Origin of the sequence: Psychrosphaera aquimarina (genome assembly GCF_032461525.1) — a bacterium.
Taxonomy (GTDB): Bacteria; Pseudomonadota; Gammaproteobacteria; order Enterobacterales; family Alteromonadaceae; genus Psychrosphaera; species Psychrosphaera aquimarina.
The window spans coordinates 958,157-976,420 of sequence record NZ_JAWCUA010000010.1 but is presented as its reverse complement, the minus strand read 5'-3'; the positions used below and the strand labels follow the sequence as shown (position 1 = coordinate 976,420).

The following is an 18,264-nucleotide window of genomic DNA, read 5'->3' as shown; positions in this document are numbered from 1 at the left end:
CAATAAGCTGAGAAACTCCGGTCCAATCTTTACCTCATAACTTAAACCGTATTAACTTTAAAACAAGGATATATCATGCGCATTTTATGTTTTGTAATATTTACGCTGCATTTTTTAATGGCTTGTTCAGGAAATAGCGCCAATTACAACGCCTCCATTTTTGACAACACTTCAACACAGAAAAAAACCAACTTATCGATACCTGACAATCGATATTCAAACACATACAAAATATTAATATTTGGTAATAGTCACGTTATTGGCTTAGACGAGTTGCTTAGCGTTTTAATTAACAATGGCAATCCTGTTGCAGAAATCGAAGTTGTTAATGCCGGAGGCGGGTTTTTAGATAACCCATCTAGTCGCACAGCGAGAAGAACATTATTAGAGAGTAAACCATGGACACATGTAATCTTACAGGGACAAAAGTACTCTCAATCTGGTGTTTACCGGTATCCAACAACTCAAACTAGGATGTGGATAGATAAAACTAAACACCTTGATGCTACTCCTATCTTATTTCCAGAACATCCACAACGAGGCAGAACAAAAGAAGCGGCGCAAGTTCATCGAATTCATACAGGTATAGCCAAACTACAAAAGTCGTGTGTTGCACCGATAGGGTTAGCTTGGGATAAAGCCATACTTGCTGATCCTGAAATACCTCTACATAGTCCAGACGGCAATCATGCTTCAGAGTTAGGTTTGTTATTAACCGCTTATATATTTTATGAAGTGATCACCGGAGAGTCTGCAACCCTGCTGCCTTTTATTGAAGAGATTATTGCCAATCAAGAAACTCAATCGTTTTTGCGTCAAATGGCTTCAAAAACCATAGAGCTAAACCAACCCTGTAATTTTGCCATTTAATTATGTTGCCCCTAAATCTGCACATAAAAAAATAGGCCTCTGCATTTGAGGCCTATTTTAAAGTTTATTACGGTATCAATGGGTGTTTACTATCACGCAAAATTAGTTTGCTTGATTTACAAACGCCATTTTATAGTTAGTTAAAGACGATGATTCTTTTTCTAGAATTAGAAATTGGTCTTTGCTGTTTTCATCTAACACTAATTCTTGTGATGTTAAAATCACATCGCTACTACCTAAACGTCCTATTACGTAGACTTCATAAGTATTATTAAGTAACTGTACCGAACTAGGCGTTGCAAATACCGCCGACGTTGATTGATCTGCGCTACTAATTGTCTCATCACTCTTTACAAAATAAACTTTGATATAAGAAAAATCATCTGAGATTTCATTTTCATCGATTAAATTAATTACATTAATTTGGTGACTATAAATACTTTCACTTTGGCTATTATTAACGACTAATGAATTAATCGAAATTTCAATTTCATCTATGTAACCATCACCGTTTTCATCAACATCGTTATCTCCATCTTCATCAACTGCTTCTTCTAACAGGTAAAAGAAAACCGTCGTATTTGTATTATCGCTTAATGATAATAAATGGTTATTCACAATCACACTTTGATCTGCAGGTGATAACAAACTCATACTAAAATCGCCAGAATTAGAGAGTATTGAATCGCTAAACTGGCCAAAGGTTAATGACGATACTTCTGCTTCTTCATCTACACCGTTCACGTAAAAGTCGAACATCCCTTGATACTCAGGTAGTAATTCGTGCTCGACAATACCATTATAAATTCGGTATTGAGCTTCGGCATTAATGTCTGAGTATTCAACTGATGAAGTGGTCGATAACTTATCGATAATAAATGGCGATGTGCCTGCACCGGTATTTTCTCTAATTACAATAATGTACTCAGCGGCATAAGGAAACGATATATCTTGTGATTGAAATAGAACCTCTGTGCTGCCAGCCAATGTTAAATAAAATATAAGATCATCTTGTGCTAATTTTTGATTTTCAGACATTTGGGTATAGTTAGTTTGAGATATTAACTGCGCTTCATTGAAGCTTTCATCTGATTCTGAGTAATAAATATCCACCCCTTGTGAAGAGTCATGCATATTTAAAATACGAATATTAAAGACTTCATCATCACTGTCTTCTTCTACTTCATCTTCATCGCGAATGGGCAATTCATACACAAGTACATTAGGTGATCTTACGTCATCAGTCATGACCACAAATTCAACCATATCATCACTGACTGACAATTCGCTTTCATAGATATTTTCTAAGTCACTGCTGTTGTATTCATCTTGCCAAGCTAATTCAATATCGTAAGTTGTAGATTCAAATTCAAGGCGGCTACTTAAACCTGTAAAGGGAACGCCAGAATAAGCGGTTTCCACAAAATCATCATCACTGTATTGATCGACTGTTAAGTAAATATCAGGGGCATTCGATGACAAATTATACATTTGAATATAGCCAGTACCTGAAGATGAATCACTGTCACATCCAAATAGTGTAAGTGATATATGAGCTGCAAAAATGATAGGCAATCCGCGTTTAATTTTATTAAAAATTCCACGATTAAAATTCATTTATATGTTCCTGTTATTAGAAATAGTATTGGATTTCTCAAGGCTTGAGACTTTTATCCATTTGAAATGACTAGAGCAGGAAATTAACAACCCAATGTGCAGACACTGTGCATCTATTGTGTAAAGAGTATGAATAAAGAAATGATCAAAAATTTATAACTTCTATTAATGTCAGGGATGTAGACATAACTAAAATGCACAAGCCTTTATTAGTGGGCACTAACCCGGAAGATTAGAGTTTTTGCTCTTTGTATTAATGATTCTATATTGAGCCAAAACCGACGTAGGTCGATAATTTTAAACTGTTAAATACTTGACGTATCCACTTTTTTTGGTCATAACATAAACATATTGTTGAGAAATTAAACAATATAATCATTAGGTATTTTTAGAAGTTGAGGGAAGTAATTATGATATTAAACCACCTGTGGGGCCTTTACGCACACCCAGTAGAAGAGTGGCATTCTATTGACGATAGACACGAAAGCTTTAAATATTCTATGTCACACATAATGATCATCGCACTAATTCCAGCCATTAGTGCTTATTTTTCACTTACATCGATAGGTTGGAGCGTTGGCGTTGGAGAACGCTTATTTTTACCAACAAATTCTGCATTAATGTTATCCGTAGGTATGTATTTTGCGCTGATAGCCGGTGTGTTTGTATTAGGATACTTAGCACATTGGATGGCCCACACATTTGGTTCAAAACCAACCTACACCCAAACGCTTGAATTAGCAGCCTATACAGCAACACCATTATTTACTGCTGGCTTAGCTGCTTTATATCCAGAAATTTGGTTTGTTATGTTAGTTGGGTTTGGTGCATTAGCCTATTCTGTTTATCTACTTTATGCAGGGGTTCCAATTTTAATGCATATCCCAGAGGAACGTGGATTCATATACTCGAGTTCAGTTGTAACTTGTGGTCTGATATTACTCGTTTGTATTATGACGTCTTTTGCCATATTTTGGAGTTCAGGTTACGCCCCAGCGTTTAGCCATTAACACAAACTCTAACTATTATTAGTTAAATAAAAAGGTGCATCATTGATGCACCTTTTTTCGTTGTTTATTGATAAAGTTCTGTTTATCGATTAACGCAATAATAGATTAGATCTTACGCCAAGTTGTTTTACCTTCACTATCTTCAAGAATGATGCCCATAGCGGTTAACGCATCACGCGCTTCATCGGCTGCAGCCCAGTTTTTATCAGCACGAGCTTGATTACGCTTAACAATCAATTGCTCTATCACTGCAACATCATCACCTTGTCCACTTTGGAAAAACTGCTCTGCTGGCGTTTGTAAAATACCTAACACTTCACCAAGTTTTACTAATACACCGGCTATGTCTGACGCTTTATTCACGTCGATCAGTTTTTCTTTGTTTAACTCTTTAGCTAATTCAAACAGAACCGACAAAGCTTCTGGTGTATTAAAGTCATCGTCCATTGCGGCATTAAATCGCGTCACTTGCTCAAAGCCACTTAATTCGACATCTGTATTCACTTTTACATCACGTAAAGCAGTATATAAACGTTCTAAACTTGCTTTTGCTTGTTTTAAATTATCATCTGAGTAATTTAATTGGCTACGGTAGTGACCGTTAATTAAAAAATAACGAACTGACTCAGCATCGTATTGTTTTAATACGTCTCTTACAGTGAAAAAGTTATGTAAAGATTTAGACATCTTTTCATTGTCCACTTGCACCATGCCTGTATGTAACCAGTAGTTAACATATGGCGTGTCGAATGCACAGCAAGATTGGGCAATTTCATTTTCATGATGTGGGAAAATTAAATCTGAACCACCACCATGAATATCAAAATGTTTACCTAGATGTTTAGAGTTCATTGCTGAACACTCTATGTGCCAACCAGGTCGTCCTTCGCCCCATGGCGAGCTCCAACTCGGCTCACCCGCTTTTGCTAATTTCCATAATACAAAGTCAAGGGGATCACGCTTAGCTTCATCTACGTCAACTCGTGAACCAGAAACAAGCTGAGTTAAATCTTGACGAGCTAACTTGCCATACTCACCATAAGATGACACGGCAAACATCACATCGCCATTGGACGCCACGTATGCATGTTCTTTATTAATTAAACGTTGAATCACGTCAATGATCTCTGGCATATGCGTCGAAACTTTAGGCTCAATATCCGCAGGTAACATTCTTAATGCATCAAAATCTTCATGCATCATGTCAATCGTACGTTTGGTCAATTGCTCAAACGTCTCATTATTTTCTTGAGCTCGTTTAATAATTTTGTCATCAACGTCGGTGATGTTACGAACATAAGTAACGTCATAACCTAAGTATCTGAAATAGCGTTGCATAATGTCGAAAGAAACATACGTACGACCGTGCCCCATATGTAATAAGTCATACACTGTGATGCCACACACATACATGCCAACCTTACCTGCAACTAGTGGTTTAAACTCTTCTTTTTGGCGGCTTAATGTATTGTATATACGTAACATTTATATTCCTGATCTTTAAATAACGTTATTATTAATAAAACAATTGTAAATTTGACCGCGCATTCTAACAAAGTCGCGGCTAAATTCATGCGATTTTTACAGTAAATACAATAACTGATCTAATCCACCGGTTCTGACACTTACATCGGCTTGTGCTCGAACCAATGGCTTAGCATGAAAGGCAACCCCCAGTTGGGCAGCTTCCATCATAACTAAATCATTGGCACCATCCCCCATTGCAATGGTTTGGCTGATGTCGATATTGTATTTATGCGCCAACTCCACAACGGTTTCTGCCTTTACATTGGCATCAACAATGCGCCCAAGTACTTTGCCAGTCAGTTTTTCATTTTTCATTTCTAGCTGATTTGCTACGGTTTCATCTAAATTTAACTGACGTTTTAAAACATCGGTCATATAAGTAAAACCACCCGATGCAATGACTAACTTCCAGCCATAAGATTGTAACTGTGAGACTAAGTTTTCCAATCCAGGCATAAGCGGTAAATTATCCGCCACTTGGTCAATAATAGATACTGGTGCGTCTGTTAATGTGGCTACTCTAGCGTGTAAGCTTTCAGCAAAATCTAATTCACCGCGCATAGCAGCGGCGGTCACTTCTGCAACTTGCTCACCGACCCCAGCTAACTTAGCAATCTCATCTATACATTCAATTTGGATAGCTGTTGAGTCCATATCCATAACTAATAAACCCGGTTTATCTATTGATGGTCCATTTTCGACATAACACAATTCTACATCGTGTTGTTCAGCCCATTGATTTAATTCCGTCTGGATTTGTTTCGTAATGGCATCAGTCAGTGTGAAACTAATGGCTCCATCTAATTCATCCGAGGGTTTAACTAACTTACAAATGTTCAAATTAATCGAATTTGCTTCGCATACTTTAATGAAGTCGAACAATATCTGCCAATTAAGATCATTAAATAAAACAAGTTTGGCACTGGATGAGTGTGCGCTTAAGTCTTGCTCTGCTATCATTTCCAATTTAACTTGCTGACAATCGTTAATATCTTTTAATGTCGGTGCATCATTGTCTGTGTTATCTGCTAACCAAACTAAATTAAACAAGTCGGTGTTTTTTAATTGCTGCTGAACCTGGACGAAAGAAACTTCGGATATCGAAAATATGTGAGATAACTCATCTATAGCCATTTTTGGGGTTCCAACTTTAGTTTTTGTGGATTATTTAATCAAATGTAGAAATGACTTAATAGAATATATTAAAGTGCATTGCTTTTTAATCTAGAAATGCGCAGTATTTAAAACAATCTCATATAAATAAGATCCTAATGAGTAAAAAACTTACTTACATTAAAACATCGTCGTTAAATCGAAAGTTCACACAGTTGGGTTTTGCGATTGTTTTATTAATTGTCACTATCAGTCTTTGGCTAAATGTCAGTAACCAAGGACGAGCTATGCTTGAAGAAAACTCAATAGTATTAGCTGAGAATATATTACTGCAAACCTCACATAGTGCTAAAACCTATATATCTCAAGACGATATAAAATCACTCGATCACTTAACTGATTCAGCCCTTAAGTCTGACTATATCTTAGAAATGGTTATTTATGACAATAAAGGATTAGTATTAAGTAAAAGCGATAATGCAATCACCACAAAAGCCCGTTTCATTACTCAGCTAAACCAAGAATTTGAACCATTGTTACCGACCCCTTTTGTTAAAGAGATCCGTGACGATGAAAATGAATTATTGGGATTTGTACGTATTACCGTGTTAAAGAAAAACTTACAGCAAAGTGGTAACTTATTTATCAGCCGAATTAGCCAACAAATTGTATTACTGGCTTGTATTGCAGGATTGATTGGGTATTTATTCACTATAGGTTTAAGACCATTTTCATCTCACTCATACTTTGTCAAAGAAAGTGTAAAAGACGAACACTAAGATAAAATTAAAGACTGAATAAACGTTTTACATTTTCCGTCGTTGTTGTTGCTACATCATCAATTGAACATTCCAATAACTCAGCGAGAGCCTTGGCAACGCCATATATATTCTTTGGTTCGTTTCGCGTCCCTTGCTGGCCAGATAACGGCATATCTGGTGAATCTGTTTCTAATACAATATGAGACAAACCAAATTTGATAATGGTTGCACGTGTTTTTGTCGCACGTACATAAGTAACTCCACCTCCTACTCCAAGTTTAAAGCCTAATTCAATGTACTTTTGTGCTTCTTGTAGATTGCCAGAAAAGGCATGAATAACTCCGCCATTAAGTGGTTTAATTTGTTTGAAACATTGTTGGATCAAATGATGCGTTTTCCGGTGATGTACGATTAACGGTTTATTGTATTTATTGGCCAGTTCAATCTGCGCCTTAAACACTTTCTGTTGTAATGCCATATTATCAACCGTCGCATCCAGTCCACATTCACCCACCGCAATACAAGGTTCATTCTGTAGTAGGTTTTCTAGTACCTTTAAATCATCAAAACAAACATCACTTTGTTCGCTTTCACTGATTACACTATCTTTTAAAAACAGTGGATGAATACCATAAGCGCAATAAACATTATCAAACCGTTGAGTTAACTTAGTTACTTTCGACCAATTTGTCTTAGACACGCCAGGCACTATAAATGAGTCAATCCCATGTTGATTTGCACGTTTGATGACTGAATTTAAATCGTCTTCAAAGTCAGAGAAATCAAGATGGCAATGGCTATCAATCAATTGCATTTTATTTGGCTCATTATTTATTAATCCCTTTCATGATGGATTAAAGGCTTGAAGGTTAAAAGGCTTTAGGGCTGTAAGGCTTTATATCTCAAATCTCGAAGCTCATATCTCGTATCTCGTATCTCGAAGCTCATATCTCGCCCCTCGTAGCTCAATTTTATGGCGCTAGCCTTTGTATATCCCAACTGGAGGTATCCGACTCCTTTCGGGTGTACATGATTCTGTCATGTAACCTATATTCCCCCCTGCCAAAATTCGACTTTAGAAGGCTTAACTCTATATCCCCCCCAAAAATCAGGGGTTGGCATGTCACCTTGGCTAAATTTATGTTTCATGCGCTCAAAGGTTTCCATTAACATTTTTCGAGAACTGATTGGATGTGACTGCTTGGAAGCCCAAGCTGCTAACTGGCTCTCTTTAGGGCGTGATAAAAAGTACGTCATATTTTCTTTTGTTGTTAATGGCTCAACTTCACCATAAACAATCACTTGTCTTTCCAATGCATGCCAAGGAAAGTGGAGTGATATCTTGTTATTTTGTTTTAACTCTTGTGCTTTTCGACTGGCTAAATTGGTGAAAAATACAAATCCATTTTCATCACTATTTTTTAACAACACGATACGCTGTGATGGCTGGCCATTTTCATCAACCGTTGCCACGACCATTGCCGTTGGGTCTTGTAGGTTTGCATCTATGGCTTGTTTTAGCCAAACATCAAACTGTGTCATAGGATCATTTGTCACATCTTGTTCGGTTAATTCACCCTGACAATATTCACGTCTTAAGTCAGATAACTTCATTTACTACTCCCAAAAATCCTAAAAACAACAAATTTATACGACACATTAATGGGTTTAGTATAAGTTAAGTTAATAACGCAAAACAGATATGTATGCTTACCGAGGATAAATAAATGTTATATCAACTAAATGACAAAAAACCACAATCTAAAAGTGAAGATTATTTTATTGCCCATAGCGCTGACGTGATTGGTGAAGTAAATATAGGTGAACAAGTTAGCATTTGGTTTCAGTGTGTTTTACGAGCTGATAATGCAGCCATAAACATAGGCGATAACACCAATATTCAAGATGGATCTGTCTTGCATGTAGATGAGGGGTTTCCAATCGAACTAGGCAACAACGTCACTGTTGGCCATAAAGTGATGCTGCATGGTTGTCGTGTTGGAGATAACAGTTTGATAGGTATGGGCGCGACCATTTTAAATGGCGCCGTAATTGGCAAAAACTGCATTATTGGCGCAGGTAGTTTAATCACAGAAAATAAAACCATCCCAGATAATTCATTGGTGATGGGTGTTCCAGGTAAAGTTGTAAAGCAGATAAGTGCCGAGCAAGCCGAGTTATTAACTAAGTCTGCCCAGCATTATGTAGAGAAAGGTCAACTGTATAATGATCAATTACGCCCATTCGTTTAAAACTAATCAGAGTTTTATCACGTACCGTATTTTATGCAAATACGGTAACGACTTGTCGAGAAAGTGCGAGTAAGTTGCCATCTTGATCCCAAAATTTAGCTTCTTCATGACCATATCCGTCTTGGATATGTTTGGCTTCCGTTTCACTTGCAAACCAAGCAGTTGGGTCCAATGGGTGTTTTGGATTTATAAACTCAATATCCCAAGACATAGTACTAGCTGGAGCTGGTAATCTTAACATTTGAAACATGGTTGGCGGCCATGCATCCATTAAGGCAATAAAATATGCCATTCTCATCGTTTTGGGTGCGCTAGCAAAACGACTCCAACCGTGTAAAGCGGCTTCTTCACTTTTGCCCAAACCAAAACTGCCTTTGTGTAATGACAAATTAAAATGCTGAATAAAAGCAGGCACTAACTTAGGTATATTAGGTATGAAATTACCTTTTTTTGGCACTTGCATTACATGTTTATCTGGAGCTTGACTAAATAGTTTCGACTCACGGCTCATACCAAAACATATTTGAGCCATCACACCAACTTGCCCATTTTGACAGACTTTGGCCAATAATTGCGTAACATTTTTACCAGTACGTAATACTTCAGCAGAAACAACTACAGGTTCATCCCAATTTAATGGACCAACAAAATTACAATGCAATGAACGTAATGAACGATCATCAAGAATTAAGTTCTCCGCCGCTTGATAAGCCAAAGCGGTAGAAATACCGCCATATAAGGTTCTGCCCTGTCCCCAGGTTTTAGGCACTTTAATTATGTATTCAGATTTAGTTTCGTTAAAAGCTTCAAATAAGGTATCAATACTCATGTGTAAATACTCAATATGTAAATTGGGGTTGGGAAGATTCAACACCTTCTCACTTCTCTGGTATGACCACAAGTTTACCTAAGTTTATAAATTTTCATAGCAATAACCTGATTTATAAAATTAACTTAATGTAAATCAAACATTAGCGTAGTTTACTTATATTTTAATTGAACTTTTGTACTCATTAGCCGATAAAGCATAAAGACAAAAATAATAGAATCGAGAAAAAATAACGATGTTTGTAACAAAAAAAGCTTTAATAACGTAGTCGCTGAAAACTCTTCTCTAAAAACACAAATACAAACGTTACAACAACAAATTCGTAATTCTGATGAATTGATCGCCGAACTTCAACACGCTCAAAATGTTCAGCAAACAGATAACATTGAGTTCGAAAAACAAGTTTTAGGTTGTACCGTTGACTCTATTGAACAGCTCCAAGGCATTCGCGAGACAGTATTTAGTTCATTCCAGCAAATTAAAAAAGAAAGTGATGGTATTAGCCATATAAACGATCTATTTGACTCGTCCTCTAAAACACTTAAAAACATAGTGCACGGCATGAGTGGACTTGGTGCTCAAATGGGCTCAATGACATCCAATATTTCGGGCTTATCTGAAATGGCCGATAAAATTAATATATTTGTTTCAACCATTTCAAAAATTTCAGATCAAACTAACTTATTAGCCTTAAATGCAGCAATTGAAGCAGCGAGAGCTGGTGAGGCGGGTCGTGGTTTTAGTGTTGTCGCTGATGAAGTAAGAGCGCTGGCAAACAATACCAACGAATCAGCCAATGAAGTATCAGAATTAGTAAACGAGATTATTCGCTCAACCAGTGAAACCGTTAAGTCGGTGGATACTATACATTCTACTAATGAAGAACTCACCTCTGGCGTGACTACATTAGATAGCGATTATCGTAATTTGATCGAATGTTGTAATTCGATGAGAGGTACTATTACAGACGCTAGTTTACAAAGTTTTATTCAAACGGTGAAATTAGATCACGTGGTTTGGAAAGGTGATGTATATGCTGTTGCTGCCGGATTTAGTTCTAAATCAGCGACGGAGTTTGCTGATCATAATAGCTGCCGACTAGGTAAGTGGTATAACGCTGAAGGCAAATCAATATTTTCAAATAATAGTACGTTTAACCAACTTAGTGAACCTCATAAACAAGTTCACACTTGTGGGGTTGGAGCGCTAAATTCATTAGTAGCTGGTGACAGGGAAAAAGCTATTTCACAATTAAAATCGATGGAAATAGCAAGTAAAAAAGTGATGAATTTATTAGACGTTTTAGCTGAAGGATAATTGAATAAAAATATGATTTATTAACGCTTTTTATTGTTTTATTTATAAATTCTTTTTGAATAAATTCTTTTTGAATAAATTCTTTTTGTATAAAAAGGTGTGAAGCATTGACTCAATTTAATGCTTCACACCTAACTATTTTATTTAGAGTCACCTAACAACACGCCCAACCACTTACTATCTTCATTCGCTTCAAGCGCAATCTTAACTATCATAGTTAACGGCACAGACAACAACATACCCACAGTACCTAATAACCACCCCCAGAAGATTAACGACAAAAAAACAACCAGAGTAGACAAACCTAAACCGCGTCCCATGTATTTAGGTTCTATAACGTTACCCATCACCATATTGATAGATATATACCCTATTGCAACTAAACCGGCGATTGCAGGGCCTTGGATAACTAAGGTAAGCAATACTGCAGGCACTGCAGCAATGATAGAACCGATATTTGGGATAAAGTTAAACAGAAAAGATAACACGGCCCATAACAATACATACTCAACGTCTAGTATCCACAGGAGGATCGCAACACAAATGCCGGTACCTAAACTAACTAAGGTTTTAATGGCTAAGTATTTGTTTACTGAGTCCAAGAAACGGTCAATATGATGCATCTTCATAGTAGGATCATCTAACGCTATATGTACTTTTTTGCTTGCATCAGGTGCTTCAAACAACATAAAGATAACAGTTAATAAAATTAAGAAGAGGTTGGCCATTACACCACCAAATCCACTTAATAAATTACCAACCATAGACATGGCAACACCAGGATTAAAATATTGAGTAAATTGTTCTTTATTTATTTCGATATCAAACAGCGCTAACTTGCTTACTAGCCAAACTAACTGCCCTGAAAGCTTTTCTTGATACATTGGCATTGAGCGAGAAAAATCGTTAAATGATTGCCCTACTACGCCGGCTAAAGATAAACCGACGATAACTAATAGACTTAAAATAAATAACACCGCAACAGCACGAGGTATCTTGTAGTTAACTAGCTTGTTAACTAAAGGGTTGGTAATTATTGCGATGACTAAAGCCAACAGAAATGGCACTAATATCGGTGTTGCGGCTTTAATACCCGCTAACATCACCACCAAACACGCCATCACAAATAAAAACTTGGTCGCAAAGTTCATTTCTAACTTAGCCATTTAACTCTCTATATTCTGGTTGTAAATAAACAAGCTCACACTAAAAGATGCTCAGGCAATACTCAAGGAAAAGTTGTAAGGGAAAGTGGCGAGTTAAAAGCAGTGGCGAGTTAATGAGTTTCGAGTATCGAGCTACGAGTGGCGAGTTAAAAGCAGCTGCGAGTAGCTCGATTCTCGTAGCTGGCTCTACGAGCCTAAACGAAAAAACCCGATACTCGTGAAAGTATCGGGTTATTCGTATGTGGCGGAAAGCGAGGTGTGATTATGAAATACATCCTTGTATTTCACCGCTTCGCGGCCGCGCTAAAGCGCGTTCTAATTTGTTCCAGACAAATTTAGTCAAACCCCAACGGGGCTTCTCACCCTCGCAAAAACATCCGGTGTAAGAACGAAAAAACCCGATACTCGTGAAAGTATCGGGTTATTCGTATGTGGCGGAAAGCGAGGGATTCGAACCCCCGGAAGGTTTAACCCTTCGTCTGATTTCAAGTCAGGTGCATTCGACCGAGCTCTGCCAGCTTTCCTATGGTCGTTCTAAATATCGAATTAGATTACATCAATATTTATTAAAGTGGCGGAGAGCGAGGGATTCGAACCCCCGGAAGGTTTAACCCTTCGTCTGATTTCAAGTCAGGTGCATTCGACCGAACTCTGCCAGCTCTCCACTGTGGGGCGCATATTAATGACCTAATGGGCTCCTGTAAAGTCTAAATTTAATATTTTATTGATTTTATTGTTTATATGGTCACTTTTAAAACAAAACGCCTTTTTCATAATCAACATTTATAAAATATATAGATAAATTTAATAAAACACGGAACAATTAATATAAAGCGCAGTCAAACCGCTTGGTGAATATATCGGCATTATCTTGTTTTTATTTGTAAAAAGCATTTAATAGGTGCTTGAAACAAGTTTAATTGCCTACATGTATTGACCAAGGCTGAAGTTTAATGAAAACTAGCCCTAGTTTAAAAATGTTAAATTAACAGGAGTTCTTAAATGAACAACAGAACAGTATATCAAAGTGAATCTACTTCAGTACTGCAAACAAACAAAGTACTTAGAAGTACTTATTCTCTATTAGCAATGACATTAGCATTTGCAGCAGTAGTTGCGGGTGCAGCAATGGCATTCAACTTACCTCATCCAGGATTGATTATTACCTTAGTGGGTTTTTACGGTTTACTTTTTTTAGTTCATAAAACAGCAAACAGCTCTACAGGACTGCTTTCAGTTTTCGCTTTCACAGGTTTTCTTGGCTATACACTAGGACCTATATTAAATATGGTCATAGGTAATGGCGGTGGTGAAATCGTTATGACTGCTCTGGGCGGCACGGCACTAACTTTCTTTGGTGTTTCCGCTTACGCATTAACGACTAAACGCGATTTATCATTCTTAAACGGAATGATGATGGCTGGCTTCTGGGTATTAATAGTTGCTGTTGTTGCGAACATATTTTTGCAAATCCCAGCACTGTCGTTAGCGATTAGCTCTTTGTTTATCTTATTCTCATCTGGCGCAATTTTGTTACAAACAAAAGCAATCGTTGATGGTGGCGAAAGAAACTATATTTTAGCAACGGTAACATTATTCGTTTCTATCTATAATATCTTCTTAAGCTTAATCCATTTACTTACCGCTTTTGGTGGTAATGACGATTAATCGTTAATTAATATTTTAATTAAGGCTTAGTTTACTAAGCCTTTTTTATTGCCTAAAGATATTCCAACTTAGTTTGCTCTACAGTCAAAATCACATACAATACCCCACTCCTTAATTGATGAAACTGATATCTATATGGCTAGTTATTTATTGATGTTACATGGCACACCTTGGTCAAACCAAAGTGTATTAAGTGCCTGTCAGTTTGCCCAAGCAGCAATTGATTCTGGCCATAACGTTCCTGCTATTTTTCTTTATCAAGATGCGGTATTAAACGCAGTTAATACGCTAGATATCCCTTCAGAGGAATTGAATGGTCAATCTCATTTATTACAACTCAGTAATAAACATAATATTAAGTTATTGTTGTGCGTAACTGCGGCTGAAAAACGTGGATTATCTGTAGGAAATATTAGTCCTGAATTTACTATTTCTGGTCTTGCTGAATTTGCTGAGTTAACGACTCAAGCCGATAAAGTCATACAATTTAAGTGAGGCCTATTTTGACAGTAAAGAATATTCTTATCATACATACACAATCAGGACTTAATAACTTGCAAGGTAAAGAAGCCCTTGATTTGAGTTTGATTTTTGGTGCTTATGAACAAAACGTTTCTGTGTTGTTTTACCAACAAGGCGTTACTCAAACATTAGCTCAACAAACGCCAGAATTAATAAATCAAAAAGATTATCTGTCCACCATCAAAGCACTCGGTATTTACGATATTGATCATGTTTTTGCGTGTCAGACTAGCCTACAACAAATGGGGTTAGCTCATCACGAGTTAATCCAAGGTGTCGAGCAAATATCACTGCTAGATATCAAACAGTTAAAATCCAATGCCGATCATATTTATGTGGTTTAACGGGGTATCATGAATCAAACAACATTACATTTAATCTTCTCCCCCGATGCATGGACTAAAGCGAAACCGTTAGTAGATGTTAATGATCAAGTCTTGTTATTACAGGATGCTGTCTATCTAGTCGCTAAAAATGATTTAGGCCATAATTGTAAACAGGTTTTTGTAAGACAATTAGATATGAGTGCTAGAAATATCCATCCAGCCGCTGACTACATAGTCATAGATGATACTAAGTGGGTTGAATTAACAACGGCAGCGCACAACCTTATCTCTTGGTAAGTAAGTTCTTGGTAATGCAGTTCTTGGTAAGTAAGCTCTTGCTAATAAAGCTATTTCCGAAAGCTATTGGAATGAAGCGCTTAGGAATCAGATTTAAAGAGTTATCACATAAATAAATTTTAGAGTTTTATAATGATTGAATTTAACGGCCAACAATTTGAGACCGACAAACATGAATATCTATTGCATCTTTCTGACTGGAGTCAAGAGCTCGCTTTACATATTGCAGAGTTAGAAAATGTAACCATGACAGAAAATCATTGGGAAGTGGTCAACTTTGTGCGAGATTTTTATAAAGAATACAAAACCAGCCCAGCTATTCGAATGTTAGTCAAAGCGATGGCAAAACAGTTAGGAGCAGACAAAGGTAATAGTATTTACCTTTATAAACTATTCCCGAAAGGTCCTGCTAAACAAGCTACTCGCATCGCTGGTCTTCCAAAACCAGCTAAATGTATTTAATTCACTGATAACGACTTTAGAGAAACTATTATGTCTGAACTTATCCATGTTACTTGTAGTCACTGTATGGCTAAAAACCGCCTTCCACTTGAAAAAACAAGTCAAGACCCTACTTGTGGGAAATGCAAAGAGTCTATTTTAATTGCCTCGCCATTAGCGTTAAATGATCAAAACTTTCAGCGCTTTATCCAAAACAATGACTTGCCTGTCATCGTCGATTTTTGGGCAAGTTGGTGCGGCCCATGTCAAATGATGGCGCCAGTTTATGAACAAGTATCTGGTGAAATGAATAGCCAAGCCCGTTTTGCCAAAGTAGACACAGAACAAGCTCAACAAGTTGCAGCTGCTTATAATATTAGAAGCATTCCAACTATTATTATTTACAAAGCAGGTAAAGAGGTTGCCCGTCAAGCAGGCGCTATGGATAAAACCTCATTAACTAATTGGGTGAGAGAGCAGTTATAAAAAAGCGAGGATCGAGTGACGAGTTTCGAGTGTCGAGCTTCGAAGTTGATGTGACAAATTTCAGGTCTAAAACCTTAAAGCTTAAATCTCTAAGCTCTAAGCTCTAAGCTCTAAGCTCTAAGCTCTAAACCCTAAGCTCTAAACCCTAAGCTCTAAACCCTAAGCCCTAAAGCTTTAAGGTGTTAGATAAGTAATCCAGTTACTTATCTGACCAAACTGCAAACTCATTACCAGTAACATCGGTGAAATGAAAACGTTTCCCACCAGGAAATTCAAATATCTCTTGCACTATATCACCACCATTATCAACGATCTTACTTGCAATTGCGGCTAAATCCTCGGAGTAAAAAACGACAAGGACTGAACCAGAGTCAGTACTCGCAATTTTATTTGATAAATAAAAGCCACCATCCATTCCAGTTTCTTTCGAAAATGAGCAATACTCAGGCCCATAATCAACAAACTGCCAATTAAACACGGCACTGAAAAACTGCTTAGTTTTTGTTAAATCCTTTGATGGCAATTCCAAATAATTAATTTTTTCGTCACTCATAGTGTTTCCCCTCTCTTGTTCTGCATTAACAGTGTTATAATTTGCATAATACCACCGGATAGAATTTGAATTAGATGATAGACCATAGCTTACCACTTGTAGACTTACACCGTCACTTAGACGGTAATATCCATCCTGCGACGGTTTGGGATTTAGCCCAACAACATAACATTAAACTACCAGGCGCAAATGTTGATGAGTTTACTCCACACGCTCAAATACAAGATCAAACCTCAGATCTACTGGCTTTCTTAAAAAAGCTAGATTATGGCGTATCTGTGTTAGCTAACCTGGATGCGGTTTATCGTGTTGCTTATGAAAATGTAAAAGATGCAAAAGAGCAAGGTTTGGACTACACCGAACTACGTTTTTCACCATATTACATGGCTGAGACATTCAAATTAAATATAGCGGAAGTGGTTAATGTTGTGGCGGATGCCGTGTCTACTGCGAGCAAAGAGTTTAATATAAAAACGAACTTGATCGGTATATTAAGTAGAACCTATGGCAGTGAGATTTGCCAACAAGAGTTAAGCGCCATCTTGACTCACAAAGACAAAATCACAGCACTAGACTTAGCGGGAGATGAACTTAATTACCCTGCTGAAATGTTTGTTAATCATTTTAAACAGGCACGTGATGCCGGTTTACAAATTACGGTTCATGCCGGCGAAGCGGCTGGCCCTGAAAGTGTTTGGAATGCTATTAAGTTACTCGGCGCAACACGAATAGGTCATGGTGTTGCTGCGACTCAAGACATGAAACTCATGGATTATTTACGAGATAATAAAATCGCCATAGAGTCGTGCCCTACTTCCAATTATCAAACAGCAACAATACAAGACTTAACCAAACACCCACTGAAAACGTTTTTAAACCATGGTGTGATTGTTTGTTTAAATACTGATGATCCTGCGGTTTCAAACATTACCATTAAACATGAATACAAAGTGGCGACCGATGTTTTAGGGTTAACCGCAAACGAGTTAAGGCAAATACAACTCAATGGTGTTGAAGCCGCCTTTCTATCTGAGCAAGAGAAGCGCGCATTAATGGAAATTAAGAAAGGCTAGAGTTTCGAGTTGCGAGAAACAGTATACAAATATTTCTGCTTCCGCCACCCGCACTTTCTATTGGATATAGCTAGTAAGTATCTCTAGTCTTAATTAGTTTGAATATAAAATTTATTTAGATATATGAATTAGCAGGGAGTTTAAAACTGTATTTACCGCTTTGATATCTTCTTGCTCTAACTCGCCATTTTTTATGGCTTTGTTAACGCTAGCGGTGATTTCAGTAACGACTTGCTCTAACTCAATGCTGGTATTTTCTAACATAGCAGTACCAATCACTAAATCAACATGCCCTCTTAAATAACCACTTGCGAACAACTCATCGTCCGTTCCACTGACAACAAACCCATCAAAGTATTCTTGGGCGGTATCACTAAGTTGTTCTAAATTTAACATCTTTTAACCTTTTTTAATTTATGTTGTTTTACACGTTTTG

General features: G+C 37.2%; 20 protein-coding genes, 2 tRNA genes and 1 pseudogene. 12 read left to right on the top strand and 11 right to left on the bottom strand.

Translation table 11 applies throughout. The features are described 5' to 3' along the window. The first annotated feature begins 75 nt into the window (after positions 1-75). Positions 76-870 (top strand): hypothetical protein, encoded by a 795-nt coding sequence (locus RT723_RS16395; protein WP_315948210.1) that lies wholly within the window; start codon positions 76-78, stop codon positions 868-870. 102 nt (positions 871-972) lie between these two features. Here the strand turns inward: RT723_RS16395 and RT723_RS16390 are convergent, their stop codons facing one another. Further along, positions 973-2,487 (bottom strand): hypothetical protein, encoded by a 1,515-nt coding sequence (locus tag RT723_RS16390; protein ID WP_315948208.1) that lies wholly within the window; start codon positions 2,485-2,487, stop codon positions 973-975. Positions 2,488-2,897: 410 nt separating this feature from the next. Between RT723_RS16390 and RT723_RS16385 the strand changes: the two genes are divergently transcribed. Beyond that, on the top strand, positions 2,898-3,497 hold the full coding sequence (locus RT723_RS16385) for a Yip1 family protein (RefSeq protein WP_216054791.1): 600 nt from the start codon (positions 2,898-2,900) through the stop codon (positions 3,495-3,497). A 105-nt stretch (positions 3,498-3,602) separates the two neighbouring features. Here RT723_RS16385 and cysS read toward each other — a convergent pair whose 3' ends face one another. Both cysS and serB read right to left on the bottom strand, forming a co-directional pair. Beyond that, the gene (gene cysS / locus RT723_RS16380) at positions 3,603-4,982 is read right to left on the bottom strand and encodes a cysteine--tRNA ligase (protein WP_315948207.1); all 1,380 of its coding nucleotides are present in this window, start codon (positions 4,980-4,982) and stop codon (positions 3,603-3,605) included. A gap of 96 nt (positions 4,983-5,078) precedes the next feature. Next, entirely contained in the window at positions 5,079-6,158 is a 1,080-nt protein-coding gene (gene serB, locus RT723_RS16375) for a phosphoserine phosphatase SerB (RefSeq protein WP_252731692.1), read from the bottom strand. 137 nt (positions 6,159-6,295) lie between these two features. Here serB and RT723_RS16370 point away from each other — a divergent pair, with 137 nt between their 5' ends. Then, positions 6,296-6,916 (top strand): AhpA/YtjB family protein, encoded by a 621-nt coding sequence (locus tag RT723_RS16370; RefSeq protein ID WP_315948206.1) that lies wholly within the window; start codon positions 6,296-6,298, stop codon positions 6,914-6,916. 7 nt (positions 6,917-6,923) lie between these two features. Here the strand turns inward: RT723_RS16370 and RT723_RS16365 are convergent, their stop codons facing one another. After that, a complete protein-coding gene (locus RT723_RS16365) occupies positions 6,924-7,712 on the bottom strand; it encodes a TatD family hydrolase (RefSeq protein WP_315948205.1) in 789 nt (262 codons plus the stop codon). A 157-nt stretch (positions 7,713-7,869) separates the two neighbouring features. Continuing rightward, positions 7,870-8,512: pseudogene (gene pdxH, locus RT723_RS16360) on the bottom strand (pyridoxamine 5'-phosphate oxidase). Between the two features lie 113 nt (positions 8,513-8,625). On the opposite strand from pdxH, the gene RT723_RS16355 reads away from it, so the two are divergent. Continuing rightward, positions 8,626-9,150 carry a gamma carbonic anhydrase family protein gene (locus RT723_RS16355; protein WP_315948203.1) on the top strand — a complete coding sequence of 175 codons (525 nt, stop codon included), beginning with the start codon at positions 8,626-8,628 and terminating at the stop codon, positions 9,148-9,150. A gap of 31 nt (positions 9,151-9,181) precedes the next feature. Here RT723_RS16355 and RT723_RS16350 read toward each other — a convergent pair whose 3' ends face one another. Next, positions 9,182-9,979 carry a thioesterase family protein gene (locus RT723_RS16350; protein ID WP_315948201.1) on the bottom strand — a complete coding sequence of 266 codons (798 nt, stop codon included), beginning with the start codon at positions 9,977-9,979 and terminating at the stop codon, positions 9,182-9,184. Between the two features lie 336 nt (positions 9,980-10,315). Between RT723_RS16350 and RT723_RS16345 the strand changes: the two genes are divergently transcribed. Further along, on the top strand, positions 10,316-11,296 hold the full coding sequence (locus RT723_RS16345; protein ID WP_315948200.1) for a methyl-accepting chemotaxis protein: 981 nt from the start codon (positions 10,316-10,318) through the stop codon (positions 11,294-11,296). A 140-nt stretch (positions 11,297-11,436) separates the two neighbouring features. On the opposite strand, the gene RT723_RS16340 is transcribed toward RT723_RS16345, so the two are convergent. The 3 genes from RT723_RS16340 to RT723_RS16330 all read right to left on the bottom strand — a co-directional run bounded on the left by RT723_RS16340 (position 11,437) and on the right by RT723_RS16330 (position 13,126). Next, the gene (locus tag RT723_RS16340; RefSeq protein ID WP_252731693.1) at positions 11,437-12,462 is read right to left on the bottom strand and encodes an AI-2E family transporter; all 1,026 of its coding nucleotides are present in this window, start codon (positions 12,460-12,462) and stop codon (positions 11,437-11,439) included. A 432-nt stretch (positions 12,463-12,894) separates the two neighbouring features. After that, a tRNA-Ser gene (locus RT723_RS16335) sits at positions 12,895-12,986 on the bottom strand. 48 nt (positions 12,987-13,034) lie between these two features. Continuing rightward, positions 13,035-13,126, bottom strand: a tRNA-Ser gene (locus tag RT723_RS16330). 338 nt (positions 13,127-13,464) lie between these two features. On the opposite strand from RT723_RS16330, the gene RT723_RS16325 reads away from it, so the two are divergent. The 6 genes from RT723_RS16325 to trxC all read left to right on the top strand — a co-directional run bounded on the left by RT723_RS16325 (position 13,465) and on the right by trxC (position 16,202). Further along, positions 13,465-14,130: a Bax inhibitor-1/YccA family protein gene (locus RT723_RS16325; RefSeq protein ID WP_216054799.1), complete on the top strand. Its 666-nt coding sequence runs from the start codon at positions 13,465-13,467 to the stop codon at positions 14,128-14,130. Positions 14,131-14,265: 135 nt separating this feature from the next. Next, positions 14,266-14,625 carry a sulfurtransferase complex subunit TusD gene (gene tusD, locus RT723_RS16320; RefSeq protein ID WP_315948199.1) on the top strand — a complete coding sequence of 120 codons (360 nt, stop codon included), beginning with the start codon at positions 14,266-14,268 and terminating at the stop codon, positions 14,623-14,625. Between the two features lie 8 nt (positions 14,626-14,633). Next, positions 14,634-14,996 (top strand): sulfurtransferase complex subunit TusC, encoded by a 363-nt coding sequence (gene tusC / locus RT723_RS16315; protein ID WP_315948197.1) that lies wholly within the window; start codon positions 14,634-14,636, stop codon positions 14,994-14,996. 9 nt (positions 14,997-15,005) lie between these two features. After that, the gene (locus RT723_RS16310) at positions 15,006-15,275 is read left to right on the top strand and encodes a DsrH/TusB family sulfur metabolism protein (protein ID WP_315948195.1); all 270 of its coding nucleotides are present in this window, start codon (positions 15,006-15,008) and stop codon (positions 15,273-15,275) included. Positions 15,276-15,407: 132 nt separating this feature from the next. Beyond that, the gene (locus RT723_RS16305; RefSeq protein ID WP_216054803.1) at positions 15,408-15,737 is read left to right on the top strand and encodes a TusE/DsrC/DsvC family sulfur relay protein; all 330 of its coding nucleotides are present in this window, start codon (positions 15,408-15,410) and stop codon (positions 15,735-15,737) included. 30 nt (positions 15,738-15,767) lie between these two features. Further along, positions 15,768-16,202, top strand: coding sequence for a thioredoxin TrxC (trxC, locus tag RT723_RS16300; protein ID WP_315948193.1), 435 nt, complete (start codon positions 15,768-15,770; stop codon positions 16,200-16,202). Positions 16,203-16,401: 199 nt separating this feature from the next. Here trxC and RT723_RS16295 read toward each other — a convergent pair whose 3' ends face one another. Next, complete coding sequence (locus RT723_RS16295; protein WP_216054804.1) at positions 16,402-16,755, bottom strand: VOC family protein; 354 nt, start codon at positions 16,753-16,755, stop codon at positions 16,402-16,404. A 74-nt stretch (positions 16,756-16,829) separates the two neighbouring features. On the opposite strand from RT723_RS16295, the gene add reads away from it, so the two are divergent. After that, entirely contained in the window at positions 16,830-17,828 is a 999-nt protein-coding gene (gene add / locus RT723_RS16290) for an adenosine deaminase (protein ID WP_315948190.1), read from the top strand. 111 nt (positions 17,829-17,939) lie between these two features. Here add and RT723_RS16285 read toward each other — a convergent pair whose 3' ends face one another. Further along, entirely contained in the window at positions 17,940-18,224 is a 285-nt protein-coding gene (locus RT723_RS16285; RefSeq protein WP_315948188.1) for a YfcL family protein, read from the bottom strand. Between the last annotated feature and the right edge of the window lie 40 nt (positions 18,225-18,264).